Origin of the sequence: Caulobacter zeae, assembly GCF_002858925.1 — a bacterium.
GTDB lineage: Bacteria > Pseudomonadota > Alphaproteobacteria > Caulobacterales > Caulobacteraceae > Caulobacter > Caulobacter zeae.
The window spans coordinates 63,813-82,636 of record NZ_PJRS01000033.1 but is presented as its reverse complement, the minus strand read 5'-3'; the positions used below and the strand labels follow the sequence as shown (position 1 = coordinate 82,636).

Annotated in this window: 17 protein-coding genes; 6 read left to right on the top strand and 11 right to left on the bottom strand. The window is 68.7% G+C overall.

Going from position 1 to position 18,824, the window contains the following annotated elements:
- Positions 1 to 489 precede the first annotated feature (489 nt).
- From carB to SGCZBJ_RS16415, 3 genes are all read right to left on the bottom strand, one after another.
- Entirely contained in the window at positions 490 to 3,783 is a 3,294-nt protein-coding gene (carB, locus tag SGCZBJ_RS16425; protein ID WP_101719063.1) for a carbamoyl-phosphate synthase large subunit, read from the bottom strand.
- Positions 3,784 to 3,929: 146 nt separating this feature from the next.
- Positions 3,930 to 5,114, bottom strand: coding sequence for a patatin-like phospholipase family protein (locus SGCZBJ_RS16420; RefSeq protein WP_101719062.1), 1,185 nt, complete (start codon positions 5,112 to 5,114; stop codon positions 3,930 to 3,932).
- 152 nt (positions 5,115 to 5,266) lie between these two features.
- Entirely contained in the window at positions 5,267 to 5,476 is a 210-nt protein-coding gene (locus SGCZBJ_RS16415) for a cold-shock protein (RefSeq protein WP_058346787.1), read from the bottom strand.
- Between the two features lie 278 nt (positions 5,477 to 5,754).
- On the opposite strand from SGCZBJ_RS16415, the gene SGCZBJ_RS16410 reads away from it, so the two are divergent.
- Both SGCZBJ_RS16410 and SGCZBJ_RS25705 read left to right on the top strand, forming a co-directional pair.
- Positions 5,755 to 5,955: a hypothetical protein gene (locus SGCZBJ_RS16410; RefSeq protein ID WP_101719061.1), complete on the top strand. Its 201-nt coding sequence runs from the start codon at positions 5,755 to 5,757 to the stop codon at positions 5,953 to 5,955.
- Positions 5,956 to 6,072: 117 nt separating this feature from the next.
- Positions 6,073 to 6,216, top strand: a complete 144-nt coding sequence (locus tag SGCZBJ_RS25705) for a hypothetical protein (protein WP_165799344.1) — start codon at positions 6,073 to 6,075, stop codon at positions 6,214 to 6,216.
- A gap of 58 nt (positions 6,217 to 6,274) precedes the next feature.
- Here SGCZBJ_RS25705 and SGCZBJ_RS16405 read toward each other — a convergent pair whose 3' ends face one another.
- The 3 genes from SGCZBJ_RS16405 to SGCZBJ_RS16395 form a co-directional block, all read right to left on the bottom strand.
- Positions 6,275 to 7,321: an alpha/beta hydrolase-fold protein gene (locus tag SGCZBJ_RS16405; protein WP_101719060.1), complete on the bottom strand. Its 1,047-nt coding sequence runs from the start codon at positions 7,319 to 7,321 to the stop codon at positions 6,275 to 6,277.
- A gap of 71 nt (positions 7,322 to 7,392) precedes the next feature.
- Positions 7,393 to 8,010, bottom strand: coding sequence for a CDP-diacylglycerol--glycerol-3-phosphate 3-phosphatidyltransferase (gene pgsA, locus SGCZBJ_RS16400; protein ID WP_101719059.1), 618 nt, complete (start codon positions 8,008 to 8,010; stop codon positions 7,393 to 7,395).
- 70 nt (positions 8,011 to 8,080) lie between these two features.
- The gene (locus SGCZBJ_RS16395) at positions 8,081 to 8,749 is read right to left on the bottom strand and encodes a phytanoyl-CoA dioxygenase family protein (protein WP_101719058.1); all 669 of its coding nucleotides are present in this window, start codon (positions 8,747 to 8,749) and stop codon (positions 8,081 to 8,083) included.
- A gap of 156 nt (positions 8,750 to 8,905) precedes the next feature.
- On the opposite strand from SGCZBJ_RS16395, the gene SGCZBJ_RS16390 reads away from it, so the two are divergent.
- The 3 genes from SGCZBJ_RS16390 to SGCZBJ_RS16380 all read left to right on the top strand — a co-directional run bounded on the left by SGCZBJ_RS16390 (position 8,906) and on the right by SGCZBJ_RS16380 (position 12,936).
- Positions 8,906 to 9,649 (top strand): SDR family NAD(P)-dependent oxidoreductase, encoded by a 744-nt coding sequence (locus tag SGCZBJ_RS16390; protein ID WP_101719057.1) that lies wholly within the window; start codon positions 8,906 to 8,908, stop codon positions 9,647 to 9,649.
- Positions 9,650 to 9,825: 176 nt separating this feature from the next.
- Entirely contained in the window at positions 9,826 to 11,103 is a 1,278-nt protein-coding gene (locus tag SGCZBJ_RS16385) for an MFS transporter (protein WP_101719056.1), read from the top strand.
- 156 nt (positions 11,104 to 11,259) lie between these two features.
- Positions 11,260 to 12,936 carry a sensor histidine kinase gene (locus SGCZBJ_RS16380; protein WP_101719055.1) on the top strand — a complete coding sequence of 559 codons (1,677 nt, stop codon included), beginning with the start codon at positions 11,260 to 11,262 and terminating at the stop codon, positions 12,934 to 12,936.
- Here SGCZBJ_RS16380 and SGCZBJ_RS16375 read toward each other — a convergent pair.
- The 5 genes from SGCZBJ_RS16375 to SGCZBJ_RS16355 all read right to left on the bottom strand — a co-directional run bounded on the left by SGCZBJ_RS16375 (position 12,933) and on the right by SGCZBJ_RS16355 (position 18,079).
- A complete protein-coding gene (locus SGCZBJ_RS16375) occupies positions 12,933 to 14,036 on the bottom strand; it encodes a hypothetical protein (RefSeq protein ID WP_101719054.1) in 1,104 nt (367 codons plus the stop codon). The two genes, SGCZBJ_RS16380 and SGCZBJ_RS16375, sit on opposite strands and share 4 nt — an antisense overlap.
- Positions 14,037 to 14,082: 46 nt before the next feature.
- Positions 14,083 to 15,435, bottom strand: coding sequence for a lipocalin-like domain-containing protein (locus tag SGCZBJ_RS16370; RefSeq protein ID WP_101719053.1), 1,353 nt, complete (start codon positions 15,433 to 15,435; stop codon positions 14,083 to 14,085).
- A gap of 139 nt (positions 15,436 to 15,574) precedes the next feature.
- The gene (gene uvrC / locus SGCZBJ_RS16365; RefSeq protein ID WP_420808167.1) at positions 15,575 to 17,494 is read right to left on the bottom strand and encodes an excinuclease ABC subunit UvrC; all 1,920 of its coding nucleotides are present in this window, start codon (positions 17,492 to 17,494) and stop codon (positions 15,575 to 15,577) included.
- 19 nt (positions 17,495 to 17,513) lie between these two features.
- Positions 17,514 to 17,792 (bottom strand): type II toxin-antitoxin system RelE/ParE family toxin, encoded by a 279-nt coding sequence (locus SGCZBJ_RS16360; protein WP_101719051.1) that lies wholly within the window; start codon positions 17,790 to 17,792, stop codon positions 17,514 to 17,516.
- Positions 17,789 to 18,079 carry an antitoxin gene (locus tag SGCZBJ_RS16355; RefSeq protein WP_101719050.1) on the bottom strand — a complete coding sequence of 97 codons (291 nt, stop codon included), beginning with the start codon at positions 18,077 to 18,079 and terminating at the stop codon, positions 17,789 to 17,791. The genes SGCZBJ_RS16360 and SGCZBJ_RS16355 overlap by 4 nt, the downstream gene beginning before the upstream one ends.
- A 62-nt stretch (positions 18,080 to 18,141) precedes the next feature.
- On the opposite strand from SGCZBJ_RS16355, the gene SGCZBJ_RS16350 reads away from it, so the two are divergent.
- On the top strand, positions 18,142 to 18,762 hold the full coding sequence (locus SGCZBJ_RS16350; RefSeq protein ID WP_101719049.1) for a TIGR02466 family protein: 621 nt from the start codon (positions 18,142 to 18,144) through the stop codon (positions 18,760 to 18,762).
- The last annotated feature ends 62 nt before the right edge of the window (positions 18,763 to 18,824 follow it).

The window sequence follows — 18,824 nt, the reverse complement described above, 5'->3', positions numbered from 1 at the left end:
ACGGGGTAACGCTCCGCGCGAAAAGGGCGGAGGGCGGCGGCTTCGAGCGCGGCGTTCATGAACGTCGATCTTTCGATCGGCGACCGCTGGGACCTGGCGCGGCGAGGATGACATCCTGTTTCAAAGAGGGCGCGCGCTGTGCGTTGGCGGCCCGATCGATGTCAAATCAGCTGCGTGGCAAATCCTTGAGTCGGCAAATGGCCGTGGGTGACGCCTGTGTCAAGATGGCGACAGCCGGGAAGGGCGGTTTCTTTGGGTTTTGGGGCGGTGCGCGCGCTGTTCGGCCCTTCCTCAAGATGCTCCCCCTGAAGGGGGAGCTGTCGCGGAGCGACTGAGGGGGAAGGGATTGCTGACGTTGGGGGATGTGCTGAGCTCATCAGACACTTCCCCTCCGGCCCTCCGGGCCGCCTCCCCCAGGAGGGGGACTAAGAAAAAGCCGCCCGGATCGCTCCGGGCGGCTTCTTGCGTTTCAAGGGCGAGGCCTTGGCTTTACGCGTAGCTTTGCAGCGGGCGCACGTCGAGGGACTCGGCCGGGGCGCCGGCGATGGCCTGGGCGGCGGCCAGGGCGCCGGCGCTGGTGGTGTAGTAGGGCACCTTCATCATCAGCGCCGTGCGGCGGATGTCGAAGCTGTCCTCCAGGGCCTGCTTGCCTTCGGTGGTGTTGAACACCAGCTGCACGCCGCCGTTCTTCATCACGTCGACGATGTTGGGGCGGCCTTCCAGCACCTTCTTGACCAGTTCGACCTCGACGCCCTGCTCGGCGAGGTAGCCGCGCGTGCCGACGGTGGAGATCACCTTGAAGCCGGCCGCTTGCAGCAGCTTCACCGGCTCGACGATCCACGGACGGTCGCTTTCCTTGACCGACACGAACGCGGTGCCCGAGGTCGGCAGCTTCACGCCGCCGCCAAGCTGGCTCTTGGCGAAGGCGCGGGCGAAGGCCGGGCCCAGGCCCGTTTCGCCTTCACGGATCCAGTCGAGGCCCATGACCTCGCCGGTCGAGCGCATTTCCGGGCCGAGCACCGTGTCGACGCCAGCGAAGCGGGCGAACGGGAAGACGGCTTCCTTGACCGCGATGTGGTCGTAGGGCTCGTCCTTCAGGCCGAACTCGGCAAGCTTGGCGCCGGCCATCAGCTTGGCGGCGATGGCGGCCACCGGCTGACCAATGGTCTTGGCGACGAACGGCACGGTGCGCGAGGCGCGCGGGTTCACTTCCAGCACGTAGATGCGCGGGGCGTCCGAGTGCGGCTCCTCGATGGCGAACTGCACGTTCATCAGGCCGCGCACGTTGAGGGCCAGGGCCATCTGCACGGTCTGGCGCTTCAGCTCCTCGATCGTCTCGGCCTTCAGCGAGAAGGGCGGCATCGAGCAGGCGCTGTCGCCCGAGTGGACGCCGGCTTCCTCGATGTGCTCCAGCACGCCGGCGACGAAGACGCTCTCGCCGTCGCACAGGGCGTCGACGTCCACCTCGGTGGCGCGGCTCAGATAGTGGTCGAGCAGGATCGGGTGTTCGAGCGAGATCTCGCCGGCGCCGGCGATGTAGCGCTCCATGGCTTCGTGATCACGGATGATCTCCATGCCGCGGCCGCCCAGCACGTAGGACGGGCGCATCACGAACGGGAAGCCGATCTTGTCGCCTTCGGCGCGGGCCTCGTCCCAGCTGCGGGCGATGGCGTTTTCCGGCTGGGCGATGTCGAGGCCGTTCAGCAGTTGCTGGAAGCGCTCGCGGTCCTCGGCCAGGTCGATGGCGTCGGGGCTGGTGCCCAGGATCGGCACGCCGGCCTCTTCCAGGGCGTGGGCCAGCTTCAGCGGGGTCTGGCCGCCGAACTGCACGATGACGCCGGCCAGCTCGCCGTTGCTCATCTCGACATGCAGCAGCTCCAGCACGTCCTCGGCCGTCAGCGGCTCGAAATACAGGCGGTCGGAGGTGTCGTAGTCGGTCGAGACGGTCTCGGGGTTGCAGTTGACCATGATCGACTCCACGCCGATCTGGTCGAGCGCGAAGGCGGCGTGGCAGCAGCAGTAGTCGAACTCGATGCCCTGGCCGATGCGGTTGGGACCGCCGCCGAGGATGACGGCCTTCTTGGCGCCCGACGGTTCGCTTTCGCACTCGGGGACCTGGCCCAGGGCGCCGAACTCGTAGGTCGAGTACATGTAGGGCGTCGAAGCCAGGAACTCGCCGGCGCAGCTGTCGATGCGCTTGAACACCGGGCGCACGTTCAGGGCCTGGCGGGCGGCGCGGACGGCCTTCTCGGTTCCGTTGGTCAGCTTGGCCAGGCGGGCGTCGGAGAAGCCCTGGGCCTTCAGCTCGCGGAAGCCCTGGGCGGTCTTGGGCAGGCCGCCGGCGCGCACGAGGCCTTCCTGGCGGACGATCTCGGCGATCTGGCGCAGGAACCACGGCTCGTAGCTGCAAGCGGCGTTGACCTCTTCCACGGTCAGGCCGTGGCGGAAGGCCTGGGCGATGACGCGCAGGCGGTCCGGGGTCGGCACGCCCAGGGCGCGGACGACGGCGGCCTTGCCGGTGTCGGGATCATCGGCGCCGTGGATTTCCACCTCGTCGAAGCCGGCGAGACCGGTCTCCAGGCCGCGCAGGGCCTTCTGGACGCTTTCCTTGAAGGTGCGGCCGATGGCCATCACTTCGCCGACCGACTTCATGGCCGTGGTCAGCAGGGGTTCGGAGCCTGGATACTTCTCAAAGGCGAAGCGCGGGATCTTGGTGACGACGTAGTCGATCGACGGTTCGAACGAGGCCGGGGTGGCGCCGCCGGTGATGTCGTTTTGCAGCTCGTCGAGCGTGTAGCCGACGGCCAGGCGCGCGGCGACCTTGGCGATCGGGAAGCCGGTGGCCTTGGACGCCAGGGCCGACGAGCGCGACACGCGCGGGTTCATCTCGATGACGACCATGCGGCCGTCATCCGGGTTCAGGGCGAACTGGACGTTCGAGCCGCCGGTCTCGACGCCGATCTCGCGCAGCACGGCGATCGAGGCCGCGCGCATCCACTGGTATTCCTTGTCCGTCAGGGTCAGGGCCGGGGCGACGGTGATCGAGTCGCCGGTGTGGACGCCCATCGGGTCGATGTTCTCGATCGAGCAGACGATGATGCAGTTGTCCGCGGTGTCGCGGACCACTTCCATCTCGTATTCCTTCCAGCCCAGCACGCTCTCTTCGATGAGCACCTCGGTGGTCGGCGACAGGTCGAGGCCGCGCTCGACGATCTCCTTGAACTCTTCGAGGTTGTAGGCGATGCCGCCGCCGGTGCCGGCCAGGGTGAAGGACGGGCGGATGATCGCCGGCAGGCCGACGAAATCGAGGCCTTCCATGGCTTCGTCCATGGTGTGGGCGGCCTTGGAGCGCGGGCTCTCGAGGCCCAGCTTGTCCATGGCGTCGCGGAACTTCTGGCGGTCCTCGGCCTTGTCGATGACCTCGGCCTTGGCGCCGATCATCTCGACGCCGAACTTCTTCAGGACGCCGGCTTCCTCGAGGGCGAGGGCGGTGTTCAGCGCCGTCTGGCCGCCCATGGTCGGAAGGAGGGCGTCGGGGCGCTCCTTCTCGATGATCTTGGCGACCATGTCCGGGGTGATCGGCTCGATGTAGGTCGCGTCGGCCACGTCCGGATCGGTCATGATCGTGGCCGGGTTCGAGTTGACCAGGATGATGCGGTAGCCCTCGGCGCGCAGCGCCTTGCAGGCCTGGACGCCCGAATAGTCGAACTCGCAGGCTTGACCGATGACGATGGGCCCAGCGCCGATGATCAGGATCGAGGAGAGGTCGGTACGTTTGGGCATGGCTAACTCGCGCAAAGACACGGTCGCGCACATCCGCGCGCCCGCTGTCGACCATCTTGCAGGTTAAGCCGCCCCTTTAGAGACGGAGTCAGGCGGGCGCAACCCCAGAGTCGGGGAGACTGGAAAAGCGCTGTTAGCGGTGTGGCTTAGCGTCCGCTCTTGGCCGGCGGCGCGGCGACCTGTGGAGGCTCGGCGGGGGCGGCCGCCAGGCTCCAGGCCCAGCCGGCGACGGCGCGGTCGTAGCCCATGCGGTAAAGGGCCTTGCGGTTGTCGGCGGCGAAGTCCAGGCCCGAGGTGTCGGCCTCGGCGGCGTCGGGAATGGCGCTGTAGAACAGCTGGCCGCCGTTGCGCTGGGCGAAGCTGGCGCTGGCGGCCAGGTGGGTGCGGATCAGCGCCTTGCTCATGGTCTGCCACGAACGGCCGACGATCGACAGGGCCCCGCCCTTGGTGAAGCCGAAGACGCCGCCGACCTGGCCGTTGACGACGACGAAGATCCGGCCCGGCTTGGCCGTGCCGCGATCGGCGGTCCATAGCAAGAGCGACTCCGGCGCGACGAAGAACGGGATGGTCACCCCGCCGTCGACATGCATCTCCGACAGCCGGCGGCCGTGGCCCTCGACCTGGATCAGGGCGGGCGGGAAGACGCCGGGGATGCTGGCCGAGGCCACCAGCACGTCGCGGAACAGCTCGCGCGAGGCCTCGTCGCCCTTGGTGGCGATGGCGCCCATGTCCCAGATCACCGTCTCCTCGGTGTCGAGGTTGGTGGTGGCGATCAGCAGGCGGCGGCCGCGGGCGTGCTCGGCGGCGATGGCCTGCATCATGTTGGCGTCGGCGTACTTGTCGACCAGGCCGCTCAGCGCCCGGCTGTCGTAGAAGCTGGGGTGGAAGAGGACGCCCAGGCCGCGCGGCTGAAGGATCCGGTCGGCGGCGTCGCCGGTGTAGACCTCGGCCAGGCGTGCGTCCCAGGTGGGGCCGAGGAAAGCGAAGGGGGCGGTGAGGGCGCCGGTCGAGACGCCGGTGACGATGTCGAACTCGGGTCGCTCGCCGGTCTTGGTCCAGCCGGTGATGACGCCCGCGCCATAGGCGCCGTTGGAGCCGCCGCCGGACAGGGCCAGGACGTCGAAGGTCTGCTGGTGGCGGGCGCGGTTGCGGGCGGCGTCGGCGAAGCGGATGCCGGCGGCGCCGTCGCTGGCGTTGAAGCGGATGTCCGAAAGCCCCGAAGGCGGCGGGCCGGCCAGGTCGCTGGCCTTGAAGGCGTCGCGCGATACCGAGCCGCAGGCGGCCAGGGCCAGCAGGGCGAGGGCGGCGAGGGCGAGACGGATCGGACGCATGTGGGGCCGGCGAAGTTCGAACGGCGCGAACCTAGGCTTGGCCGGGTCCCGCGTCCACTCAATGGCGCGATTGTTCAAAACCGAACGCCGAAACGCAAAACGGGCCGGCGCTGGGCCGGCCCGTTCGCGGGTCGCTTATGCAGCGGGGCCTATTAGGCCGACTGCAGCTGACCGGCCGAGACCTTGCCGCTGCGGCGGTCTTGCTCGAGCTCGTAGCTGACCTTCTGGCCTTCGTTCAGCGAGGTCATGCCGGCGCGTTCGACGGCCGAGATGTGCACGAAGACGTCGTTGCCGCCGTCTTCAGGCTGGATGAAGCCGAAGCCCTTGGTGCCGTTGAACCATTTCACGGTGCCGATAGCCATTGGGGTAGTCCTTTAGATCGTAGTGCAAGGCGCCTCGCGGCGCGCGCCGGGAAGCGATCAATTTCGTTGGAGGTCGGAGGCTGGCCCGGAGCTTCTTCATCAAGAAGCATGGAATAGCAGATCGAGCGGCAGCGAATTCGATGGGGATCTTCTAGTCGGTCGCCAATTTACATGCAAGCGATATATCGGGATTTTATTTTTTGGCCTGCAAGCGTGACCTTCGAAGCTCTTCGCGCGTTTTGGTTATCAACATCGCTGGATTTGAGCGGAGCGAGACCATGACGCTGATCGACCGTATTCCCAATCTGAAGGACACGGAACTGGCGCAACTGCTGAGCAATGTGCGCCGCCTGGATGTCAGCGGGACGCCCGAGGAACGCCGCCGGGCGGCCGAAGTTGCTCCGCACCTCGAGCGCGAGGCTTCGCGCCGGCGCGAGCGGGTGCTGATGGCGCGTCGCGCGGCGACCGCGCGCTTCTAAGGGGAACCCGCGGCGACGTCTCGCTTCTAGGTAGGGAACCCTAAGCGTCAAAATCGCCTTGATCAGGTCGATATTGCGAGTCACTCTCAATAACGACCTTGAGTCCTGGAGGCGATCATGGTGTTGCGGATGACGGGGACCCGCTGGCTGGCCCTGATGATGCAGGCCGAACGAGCCGGCGGCGAAGACCGCCCCGACAGCGAGTGGCTGATGTACGGGCCGTCCGAGGAGGACGAGGGCGAGATCATCGCGGGCGAGTAGGGCGCCGCAGCCCCCTCCGGCCCTTCGGGCCACTTCGGCAAAGCCGACTTAAAGGGGCTTAATCGAACGCCAGCGTGCGTCCGAAGAACGGCAGGGCGCGGGCCTCGACGCGGCCGCCGGGCGTCCAGTGACGTTCGCCCCACCAGCCGCGATACTCCTCGGCCTCGTTGGGGACGCCGAACTCTTCCAGCAGGCCGGCGAAGGCGCGGTTGGCGACCACGTGGTCGGCGTTGCCGTCGAAGCGGCCCCAGTCGAACATCAGGCCGCGCAGGCTTTTCAGGTCGGTCGCATGGGCCGGCAGCAGGCGGTCGAGCAGGAAGGCGTTCTGTAGCTTCCCGGTCAGGACAGGGTCGGTCGCGAGGCTCTCGCCCCGGCCGCTGGCGGGCAGGTCGGCATAGAACGGAGGCTTGTCCGGATTGGGCAGGAAGGCCTGGTACATCCCGAGGAACACGCGCGAGAAACCGTCGTCGCCCAGGTCGTCGAGCGACCGGGCCGCGGCCAGCCGCTCGAAGTTGGGCCGCGAGTGCATGGTCTGGAGGCCGACGCCCGTGCCGACCGGATGCAGGGCGTAGACCGAACTGAACACGCCCGGCGCCACCATGGCCGTGCGGATCGCGCCGTAGCCGCCCATGCGGTCGCCCAGCAGGCCGCGCGAGGCGGGGACGGGCAGGGTGCGGAAGCGGCCATCGACGGCGGCCACCAGGTCCTTCGACAGAAAGCCCGTCCAGTCGCCGGTCACCGGCGAGGTCGCGTAGAACGAACTGCCGGCCGGGGTGGAAAAGTCGGCGCTGACCAGGATCAGCGGCGGGACGGTTCCGTCGGCGATCGCCCGGTCGAGCACGGCCTTGGCCCCATCGCGATCGAAGAGGGCGCGATGGCCGTCGAACAGGTTGGGCAGGAAGTAGAGGACCGGATAGCGCAGCGATCCCGCCTCGTAGCCGTCGGGCAGGTAGGCGACGACCTTTCGGATCGGCGAGATCCCGACCTTGGCGCCGTCGAAGCGCCGGGAGGCGACCTCGAAATCCACCAGCCGCCCCTCGGCGCGCGCCGCCAGAGGCGCGAGCGCCAGCAGGAACACAACGCACGACCACAGCACGCCACGCATCGCACCGCCCCCGTCGCAGGTGTTGGGAGAACGATGGTCGTCCTATGCGTGTGTCGGATTTGCGGCGACGCTCAGGTCAGCGCCTTGCGGGCGGCTTCCCAGTACTGGGCGCCGGTGATCAGGGTGACGATGGCGGCGACGCCGAGCAGGCCGTGGACCGCCCAGGAAACCGGCTCGATGATCGCCGGGTCCTGCGGCAGGTTGAAAGCGCCCCAGGAGACCACGACCAGTTCGCCGCCGATGGCCACCAGTTGCAGGGTGGTCTTCCACTTGGCCAGCAGGGTGACGGGCAGCTTGACGCCCTTGCCGGCGCCGACCTCGCGCAGGGCGCTGACGGCGAACTCGCGGAACAGGATCAGGCCCGCCGGCAGGATGACCAGCGGGTTGGGGCCCAGCGCCATCAGGCCTAGCAGGGCGCCGCAGACCAGAATCTTGTCGCCGATGGGGTCGAGAATCGCGCCCCAGATGCTGACCGCGTCGAGCTTGCGGGCCAGCCAGCCGTCGAAGAAGTCGGTGATGGCGGCGATCGCGAAAGCCCAGAACGCCCAGCGTTGCAGTGAGAACTGCTGGTCGCCGGTCAGGCGCTCGCTGAGCCACGGCACGCCGCCGGCGGCCGCCGCCAGGGCCACGAACATGAAGAGGGCGATGACCAGGCGGGCGGAGGTCAGGATGTTGGGCAGGGCTTTCATGGCGCCGTTCTAACGCATGAGCGCGGGAGAGGGCTATGGCGCATGCGCGGTTGCGGCCAAGCCTGTTTCCTTACGGGGTGAAGACCTCGCCGTTGTCCATGCGCACGTTGCGGACGACGCGGAAGGCGTTCTCGGCCGCCCGGTCGCGTTCGGGCAGGAAGTTCAGCAGCAGCGAGCGCCGCCGGGCGCCGGACACGTTGCGGGTGGCGCCGTGCAGCAGGTCGGCGTCGAACACCAGGATGTCGCCGGCCTCGCCCGCCAGGGTTTGGGACAGGGTCTCGTCAGGATCGCCTTGGTCGAGCGGGCGGCGGACCACGCGGGTGGCGCCGTTGCCCGGACCGTAGTCGTCGAGAAAGACCATGGCCGAGACGGCGCGCAGGCCCGCGCCGTCTCGGTGCAGGGGCTGATGTCCGCCGTCCGGCAGGGGCTCGCGGCCCTCGACCTGGGCCAGGAAGAACGGGCCTTCGAGCATATGTCCCGCCACTGCCAGCAGGGTGGGCAGGCGGCAGGTCTCGCGGACGGTCGGATCCAGGTCGACCAGGGCGTGGCGCCAGCCGGGCGCCTTGGGGACGGCCCATTGCTCGCTGGGCCCGACGCCCGCGTCGAAGGCGGTGCGGAGAAGATCGCGCCAGGCCTCAGGTATGGCGCCGCGTAGCAGGAGATAGCCGTCGCGGTCGAGAAGGGCGGCCTGGTCCGCGGCCAGCGAGCCGACCTTGGTCGGCGTCAAAGCGGTGCACATCGTGATTGCCTAGAACTCAACACCAAGGCTCGCAAGGGCGGCGGACACGTAAGGCGTCGCGGGAAAAATGGGCGGCGGTGGTGCTGGCGCTGGGGACCGGTCGGTCCCAGATAGAACCCGGGGCGTATAGTGTAACACCAAGTGGAGTAGAGCCTCATGAGCACGGAATTCGCGAACAAGGCCGCCCTGGTCACCGGCGGCGCCTCGGGCATCGGCGAGGCGGTGGTGCGCGAACTGGCGGCCGGCGGCGCCAAGGTGGTGATCGCCGACTTCAACCTCGACGCCGCGCAAGCGCTGGCGACGGAAGTCGGCTCGGCCAGCGCCTTCAAGGTGGACGTCGCCGACCCGGCCCAGGTCGAGGCCATGGTCAGGTTCGCGGTCGACACCTACGGCGCGCTGCACCTGGCGGTGAACAACGCCGGCATCGGCGGGCCCAACCTGCCCACGGCCGACTATCCGCTGGATCAGTGGAAGCGCGTGGTCGATGTCGACATGAACAGCGTGCTCTATTCGATGAAATACGAGATCCCGGCCATGCTGGCGGCCGGCGGCGGTTCGATCGTCAACATGGCCTCGATCCTGGGCACGCACGGCTGGGCCGGCTCGGCCGCCTATGTCGCGTCCAAGCACGCGGTGGTCGGCATGACCAAGACGGCGGCCATCGAGTACGCGCCGCAGGGCGTGCGCATCAACGCGGTCGGCCCCGGCTTCATCGAGACGCCGCTGATCCATTCGGAAATGACCGACGAGGCCCGCGCCGGCCTGATCGGCCTGCACCCGGCCGGACGCCTGGGTCGTCCCGAGGAGGTTTCGGCCCTGACCTGCTTCCTGCTGTCGGACCGCGCCTCGTTCATCACCGGCAGCTACCACCTGGTGGACGGCGGGTTCTCGGCCCGCTGAGGACATTGCCCCGCCGCACGCGCGGCGGAGCAATCCTCTTTCCGTAAACGGTGTTCACGGGAAGAAAATGCGTTGACTGAGGCGTGATTTCGCACGCTTCGAGCTATTTTTATCCGCGTGATGGTTGACGTGGCGGTCGTGGGAAGCCAAGCCGTGGCTAATTCCCGAGGACCCCAATGACCGCCAGCGCCGACCCGACCGCCAATTCCTCCCGCCGCGTGCTGATGGCCAGCCTGGTGGGCACGGCGGTGGAGTTCTACGACTTCTACATCTACGCCACGGCCGCCTCGCTGGTGTTCGGGCCGCTGTTCTTCCCCTCGCATTCGGCCTCGATGCAGCTCCTGGCGTCCTACGCCAGCCTGGCGGTGGCGTTCTTCGCCCGGCCGGTGGGCGCGATCGCCTTCGGCCACTTCGGCGACCGCATCGGCCGCAAGTCGACCCTGGTGGCGTCGCTGATGCTGATGGGCGGCTCGACCCTGCTGATCGCCTTCCTGCCGACCTACCAGATGGCCGGATGGCTGGCGCCGGCGCTGCTGTGCGTGCTGCGGTTCGGCCAGGGCTTCGGCCTGGGCGGCGAGTGGGGCGGGGCGGCGCTGCTGGCCGTCGAGAACGCCCCTCCCGGTTGGAAGGCGCGCTTTGGCATGTTCCCGCAGTTGGGCGCGCCGGTGGGCTTCATCGCCGCCAACGGCCTCTTCCTGATCCTGGGCCTGCTGCTGAGCCCCGAACAGTTCATGGCCTGGGGCTGGCGCCTGCCGTTCCTGGCCAGCGCGGTGCTGGTTGGCCTTGGCCTGTGGGTGCGGCTGAAGCTGACCGAGACCCCGGCCTTCGCCGCGGCGCTGGCCCACGAGCCGCCCCCGGCCGTGCCGCTGGCCGAACTGCTCAAGCGCCACTGGAAGGAAACCCTGGGCGGCACCTTTGCTGTCGTCTGCTGCTTTGCGCTGTTCTACCTGAGCACGGCCTTCGCGCTGGGCTACGGCGCCAAGACCCTGGGCTATGACCGCCAGCTGTTCCTGGGCGTGCAGCTGTTCGCCATCCTGTTCATGGCCGGCGGCATCGTCGCCTCGGGCTACTGGTCGGACGCCACGACCCCGCGCCGGGTGCTGATGGCCGGCTGCGCCATGACCGTGGGCGCCGGGGTGCTGCTACCGGTGATGATGGGCGCCGGCTCGCTGGCCCTGATCTGCGCCTTCCTGTCGCTGGCCCTGTTCGCCATGGGCTTCGTCTACGGCCCGCTGGGCTCGTGGCTGCCCGAGCTGTTCCCGGCCCGGGTGCGCTACACCGGCGCCTCGATGGCCTTCAATATCGGCGGCATCATCGGCGGCGGCCTGACGCCCATGGCCGCCACCTTCCTGGCGGCGCAGGGCGGGCTGGTTCCGGTCGGGATCTACCTGGCGGTCGCCGCGGCGATCAGCTTCGTGGCCCTGGTGCTGCTGAAGACGCGCACTGAGGCGTAAGGCGAATAACGCTGGTTTCTTACCGGGTGACAGGGCCGACGCATCGCGTAAGGTCGCGTCATACGGGCAGGGGAGCATGGGCATGGCGGGGCTGACGAACGGCGCGATCCAAGGGGCTGTCCGCAACCTCCTGGCCGCCGCCGCGTAAATCCGCCCATGGCGTCCAACCCTTCCGAGACCCCGGCCGGATCACACCGGGGCCTGCGCAGCTCGGTCCGCGGCCTCCTGGTGCTGCTGACCGTCAGCCTGCTGGTGCCGGCGCTGGCCGCCACGGCGCTGCTGCTCGAACGCTCCAACCGCCAGAACCGCGACCAGCTGGAAGAGCAACTGCTGGCCACCGCGCGGGCGCTGTCGGGCGCGGTCGACCGGCAGGTGGCCGAGGGCGTGGCCGTGGCCGAGACCCTGGCCACCGACCAGGCGCTGCTGAACGGCGACTGGAAGAACTTCTACGTCCGGGCCAAGCGGGCCACCGGCAACCGGCCCGGCTGGGTGGCGGTGACCGCCGCCGACGGCCAGCAGGTGGTCAACACCCTGGTTCCGTGGGGCGCGGCCCTGCCCAAGACCCCGCCGCCGGCCTACATGGTCGCCGCCCGCGCGGCCGGCCGCACCCAGGTGTCGGACCTGCGCATGGGCGCTTTGGCCCAGCGCCACGTGATCACCGTCGGCGCGCCGGTCGACATCAAGGGGCAGGCCTATGTCGTGTCCTACGTGGTCGAGGCGGCCAGCTTCACCTCGGTGTTCCGCCAGCAGCGCGCGCCCGAAAGCTGGGTGGCCACCATCCTCGACAACCAGCGCAAGGTGATCGCCCGCTCGGTGCGCAACGAGCGCTTCACCGGGGCCAGCGCCTCGCCGGACATGACCCGCAACCTGGCCCGCTCCAACGAGGGGATCAGCAAGAGCGTGTCGCTGGACAACGTGAAGACCCGCGTGGCCTACAGCCGCTCGCCCCGCACCGGCTGGACGCTGGTGGTGGCCATCCCCCGCGCCGACGTCGCCAAGGTGGGGGTGGCGGCGGCCTGGGGCACGGCGGCGATCTTTCCGCTGCTGCTGCTGCTGGGCGTGGGCATGGCGCTGTTCCTGGCCAATCGCATCAACCGCGAGGTCGTGGGCCTCGTGGAGGACGCCGGCGCGATCGGCGAGGGACGGCCGCTGGATCCGAACAAGCGGGGCGGGCTGGCCGAGATCGCCGTCGTGCGCGAGGCCCTGGTCGCCGCCTCGCACGAGCTGGAGGCCCGAGAGGCGCGCCAGGCGGTGATGATCAACGAGCTGAACCATCGCGTGAAGAACAATCTGGCCACCGTGCAGTCGCTGGCCCGCCAGACCTTCGCCAAGCTCGACGCCGACCAGGTGCGGATCTTCACCGAGCGGCTGGTGGCTTTCTCGGCCGCGCACGACCTTCTGACCCGCACCGGCTGGAACGAGGCCGACCTGACCGACGTGGCGGCGATCTGCGTCAAGGCGCACGGCGAGGGCATCGACGCCTCGGGGCCGAAGGTGGCGCTGAGCCCGCACGTGGCGGTGTCGCTGTCGATGGTGCTGCACGAACTGGCCACCAACAGCGCCAAGTACGGCGCGCTGTCGGTGGGCGACGGGCGGGTGAGCCTGCGCTGGAGCCTCGACCAGGACGCGCGGCAGCTGCGCCTGACCTGGAGCGAGAGCGGCGGCCCGGCGGTCAGCGAGCCCGAGCGGTTCGGCTTCGGCGCGCGGCTGATCGAGAACCTGACCCAGCGCGAGCTGAAGGGCCGCTCGCGCTTCGACTTCCGCCCCGACGGCCTGGTGTTCGAGGCTTGGCTGCCGCTGGCCTCGGTGCAGCGCTGGAGCAACGACTTCTAGGGCTTGGCGCCCTGGCCCGAGCGGCAGGCCCACGTGCGCACGGTCCTGATATAGCGCAGGTCGCGCAGGCCGATGGCCACCACCCCGGCGACGCACAGCCGCCCCTCCGCCGCGAGCCGGCCCTCCTGCGGCGACAGCTCCCATTCGGACGGCCGGTCGTCGATCATGATCACGGCCTCGTAGCCGTCGCGGTGCAGGCCGTCGGTGTCCTGGCGCAGGTCGGTCAGCTGGGCCGGGACGACGGCCTCGGCGCGCGTCAGCCACTTATTGGCGCGCAATTGCAGCAGTTCCTTGCTGAACGGCAGCAGGCAGAGCGCGACCAGGCCGACGACCAGCAGCGTGCGGTGCGACGAGGCCCGCCGGGCGCCGAGCAGGATGTAGGGGCCCACGGCGACCGCCAGCCAGACCGCCATGCCTAGCCAGTCCACCTGGGCGTAGGTTTCGATCTGGCGGGCCCAAAGCTGCTCGCTGTCGTGATGGGCCGCGAAGATCGCGCCGCCCGCCAGCAGGGCCCAGGCCAGGCCGAAAATCCGCCGGTCGAACCAGGACGGCGCCGGGGCGGGACCGTCGCCCGGGCCGGGCCAGAGCTTGACGAAGGCACAGAGGGCCTGGCCGGCGGTCGCCATGTCGTGCTGGCCGTCGTCGCGGTCGGGCCGCAGCGCGCCGGCCATGGTCATGGTGACGCGGCTGAAGGCGATGTCGACCTGGGCGGCGCCGGCGTCGAACAGGTCCAGCACCGCGCGGCGCAGCTCGGGCCGCTGGCGCAGAGCGGCGATCAGGTGCTGGTCGGCGGTGTTCAGGTAGATGCGGCGGTCGAACTCGGCGTCGCCGGTCTGGGGCTCGACGGCGTAGCCGATGTCCTTGGCCAGGCGGTCATAGGCGCTCTCGGCGGTCAGTCGGGCCGGGCGCAGGCCCTGCACCGTCAGGGACATCACGTTCCCGCCACGCCCGCTGTTGCGTCGGCCGTCGAACAGGCCCGAGCGGGCGCCGGCGAAGCTCAGGTCCTCGCCGCCTGGGCCGCGCCCGGTCCAGTCGTGGTTGCCGTGGTGGGTCCAGGCGACGGGCGGGAAGGGGGACGCGGCGACGGCGGGCGAGGACATGTCCAAGCTTAACCTTGGCGCGCGCCCCGCGCCATGCCCGTTGGCCTCAGAGCGCCTGCTCGATCCAGCCGGTCCCGCTGGCCGGCTTGCCCTGGAAGCTGCCCTCGGCCGAGGCGATCCCCTCGTAGATCGAGCCCTTCGGCAGCGGGAACTCCTGGTCGGCCAGCAGGGCCTTGAAGTTCAGCACCGCGTCGAATCCGGCGATGTCGAGCTGGTAGTCGAGATAATAGACCACGCCGGAGGCCGGGCTGGTCCACGGGCGCTCGGCGGTCATGACGCCGGGGACGACGTACATCTGGCCTTCCGGGTCCTGCAGGGTGACCTCGCAGACGACCGGCTCGCCGGGATTTGGCCGCTGGTTGCCGCCGGCCAGCACGTAGTGGTTCGACAGCGACCAGCCGTTGTCGAGCTGGGCGTTCTGCAGGATCCACTTCACCGGGTTCTGGGCGGTGCCGAATAAACCGTATTCGTGGTCCATCCAGGTCTTGCCCTCGACCTCGAAGATCTCGCCGTCGATGGTGATCGTGCCCGAGGCGGCGATGTTGGTCAGCGAGTAGTAGTAGTTGCCGGTCTGCAGGTGCGAGCCGCTGGCCGGCGGCAGGATCTGGGTGACGCCGGTGCCCCAGACCACGAACGGCGCGCCCTTCTGCGACATGGTCAGGTCGAAGACGATCTCGGTGTCGGTGGCGTCGTCGGTCAGCTTGGTGACGACGGCCATGTTCTGCGTGGGGTCGCCCCAGGCGGCGTCCATGGTGATGAAGGTGTGCACGGCCTCTGCGGCGGCGCCCGAGCCCTTGCCGTTGATGACGATGTGCGGCGGCGAGCTGTAGCCGCGGCCCGGATTGGTCAGCTGGATCGACAGGATCGCGCCGGTTGCCGGGTCGATCAGCGGCCAGGCGATGGCCTGCGATCCGCCGCCGCCGGTCACGGTGACCGTGGTGGCGACAGGATCGTAGCCCGAGCCCGGATTGGTCACCTTGATCGCGGTCAGCCGGCTGTTGGGGTCGCCCAGCCGCACGCGCCAGTCGCGGTTGACGTCGTGCTCGGCCCAGGTCGCCGGATCATAGCCGGCGGGCGGGGTGAAGGTGGTGGTGCGCTGGTAGTGCTTCTGGGTCGCGACGTCGGTCAGCATGATCTGCGAGAAGCCGAAGCCCCGGCCCTGGAACGAGGCGGCGTTGATCTCGAAGCCGAACACCCGATCGCCGGCTTTCAGCGTGCCGATGTGCCACCACCACTCGGTGGGGGCGTCGCGGTGCAGGTAGTGGTCGGCCGGCAGGCGGATCACCGACAGTTCGCGCGGGATCGGCTGGGGCGCGTCGGTGTCGGCGTAGGTGTCTGGGCAGGCCTGGGCGAGCGGGCGCGCGAAGCCGCGGCCCCGCAGGAACGGCAGAATGGTCATGGCGATGTTTCCCCCAAACGGCTCCGGCGCGGCGCGTTAGTCGCGCCACGTGGCAGGTTGAATGCTTTTCCAGAGCGGCCTGAGGTTGCCGTTCGGCGACCGATGTTGTCAATCGCGCGGGGCTCGTTTTGAGTAGGGATCAGCCCTTGCGGAAGAAGGCGTGGATGCGCTCGGCCAGGGCCTGGCTGACGCCGTCGACCTTGACCAGGTCCTCGATGCTGGCCCGGCCTACGCCCTTGGCCGAGCCGAAGGCGTGCAGCAGGGCCTTCTTGCGGCCTGGACCCACGCCCTCGATCTCGTCGAGCGGGTTCTTCTTCAGGTCCATGCTGCGGCGGGTGCGGTGGGCGCCGATGGCGAAGCGGTGGGCCTCGTCGCGCAGGCGTTGCAGATAGTAGAGGACCGGCGACTTGGGCTCGAGCATGAACGGCGTCTGGCCGGGAATGAAGAAGCGCTCCAGGCCGGCGTCACGGTCTGGACCCTTGGCGACGCCGATGACCGTGATGTCGTCGACGCCCAGGTCGGCCATGATCTCCAGCGCCGCGTCCAGCTGGCCCTTGCCGCCATCGACCAGGACGAGGTCGGGGCGGTTGGCGTCGTCGCCTTCTTCCTCTTCCTTGACCAGGCGCGAGAAGCGGCGCTTCAGCACCTCCTTCATCATGCCGTAGTCGTCGCCCGGCGTGAGCTCGGTCGAGCGGATGTTGAACTTGCGATACTGGCCCTTCATGAAGCCTTCGGGGCCCGCCACGATCATGCCGCCCACGGCGTTGGTGCCCTGGATGTGGCTGTTGTCGTAGACCTCGATCCGCTCGGGCGGAGCGTCCAGCCTGAAGGCCTCGGCCACGCCGGCCAGCAGCTTGGTCTGGGCGCTGCCCTCGGCCATGCGGCGACCCAGGGCCTCGCGGGCGTTGGTCAGGGCGTGGCCGACCAGGTCGGCCTTTTCGCCGCGCTTGGGCACGGCGATCTCGACCTTGCGGCCGCTCTTCAGCGCGAAGGCCTCGCTCAGGAGGTCGGCGTCGGCCGGCTGGACGTTGGCCAGGATCAGGCGCGGGATCGGCTTGTCGTCGTAGAACTGGCCCAGGAACGCGGTGATGACCCGCTGCTCCTCGGTGACGCCTTCCTCCTCATCCTCGGCCGCGCCGGTGATGCGGGGGAAGTAGGCGTGGTTGCCCCAGTTCTGGCCCGCCCGGAAGAAGAACACCTGCACGCAGGCCTGGCCGCCCTCGACGTGCAGGGCGACGACGTCGGCCTCTTCCACGGTCTCGGGGTTGATCTGGCTTTCCTGGGCGACGGCGGCCAGGGCGCGGATGCGGTCGCGCAGGCGGGCGGCGCGCTCGAACTCCAGCTCTTCGGCGGCGTCTTCCATCTGCTTGGCCATCGACGCCATGACCGCGCGGGACTTGCCCCGCAGGAAAGCCTCGGCCTGGTCGACCAGGCCAGCGTAGTCCTCCAGGCTGATCAGGCCGGTGCAGGGCGCGGCGCAGCGCTTGATCTGGTGCAGCATGCAGGGCCGGTCGCGCGTCTCGTAGACGCTGTCGCTGCACGAGCGGAGAAGAAAGGCCTTTTGCAGGGTGTTGAGCGTGCGGTTCACCGCCCAGGCGCTGGCGAACGGTCCGAAATAGTCGCCCTTGGTCGTATGGGCGCCGCGGTGCTTGCGAAGCTGGGCGGCGTCGTGGTCGCGGCGTATGAGGATCTCGGGAAAGCTCTTGTCGTCGCGCAGCAGCACGTTGAAGCGCGGCTTCAGCTGCTTGATCAGGTTGATCTCGAGCAGCAGGGCGTCGGCTTCGGTGCGGGTGGTGACGAACTCCATGGACCGCGTGGCGTCGACCATGTGGGCGATGCGGTTGGTGTGGAAACGGCCCTGCGCGTACTGCACCACGCGCTTCTTCAGGCTCTTGGCCTTGCCGACGTAGAGCACCTCGTCGGCCTCGCCGATCATCCGGTAGACGCCAGGCGCGTCAGGCAGGCGCGTGACCTCGTCCTTAATCAGGGCGGCGCCGGCGAGCTTCGGCGGTTCGGCGGGGGAGGGGATGTCGGCGGTGATGTCGGTCACGAGGCAGATATAGGCGAGTCCGGCGGAGTCAGCGACGTTCGAGGCTGTGTCGGATGCGCGCGATGACCACCGCCTGGCCTTGCTGTCGATATTGCACGACGTAGCCATGCGCGCCGAAGGGAATGTAAAGCTCGCGCATGCCATGACCTTTGCGCCGGCCACGGTCCGGAAACTCCGCGAGCGAGCCAACGCTTTTCATGATGACGTCAATGGCGCGATCGGCCGCCGATGGGGCTCGGCTCACGAGCCATCGGCGCAACTTCATAAGGTCACGCTTGGCGCGCTGATCGAACTCGATGGATCTCATCCGCGCGCTTTGACCTTTGGCTCTGGCGGCGGCAGTTCCTCTTCGGTGTCCCAGGATGCGACCCAACGCTGAACGTCCTCGAAAGGAATACCGCCTTCGCGCAGAGTTTGGTCTGCTTGAGCACGTAGTTCACGCCAGTAGGCGTCGTCGTCGGTATATCCCCAGTCCTCGTCGGACATCACGTGAAGCGCGTCGATCGCATAGGTGTCGACGTCCTTGCCCTCGGCTTCGGCGGCCGCTTTGAGGCGGGCGGCGAGCGCAGCTGGGATGGTGAGGCTCACGGTCATGTTCCCATGATGTTCCAATCGCCGTTTGTCGTCAACGCCGGCCGCCTGTATGACCCCGCTCCATGACCACGCGCTCGCTCTTCGTCACCCCGCTCTATGAAGCCGCCCTGTCCGGCGAGAAGGACTTCGAGACCTTCATCGACGACCTGCACGACGCCTGCATCGCCGTGGCCGAGGACGACGAGGCCGGCCAGGCCTGGGCCGAGCGCAAGGGCTATCTGGGCTACACCTCCTACGCCTCGCTGGACGACCTGCCCCAGCGCGACAGCCTGTTCGCCGAGCTGAAGAAGAAGCTCGACAAGCACGCGGCGGCCTTCGCCAAGGACCTTCGCTTCGACCTGGCCGGCGGCAAGCTGGTGATGGACAGTTTCTGGATCAACATTCTGGATCCGGGCGGCCAGCACACCGGCCACATCCATCCGCACAGCGTGATCTCCGGTACGGTCTACGTCACCATTCCGGACGGCGCCTCGGCGCTGAAGTTCGAGGATCCGCGGCTGCCGATGATGATGGCCGCGCCGACCCGCCAGGAAGACGCGCCCGAGAGCCTGCAACCGTTCGTCTACGTGCAGCCCGAGCCGGGCACGATCCTGATGTGGGAGAGCTGGCTGCGCCACGAGGTGACGCCCAACCAGGCCGAGGAGCAGCGGATCAGCGTCAGCTTCAACTACGCCTGGCGTTGAGCCTGCTGCGTGTGCGAAAGATCACAAAAATTTAGCCTTCACCTGTAGTATCGCTTAGGTAG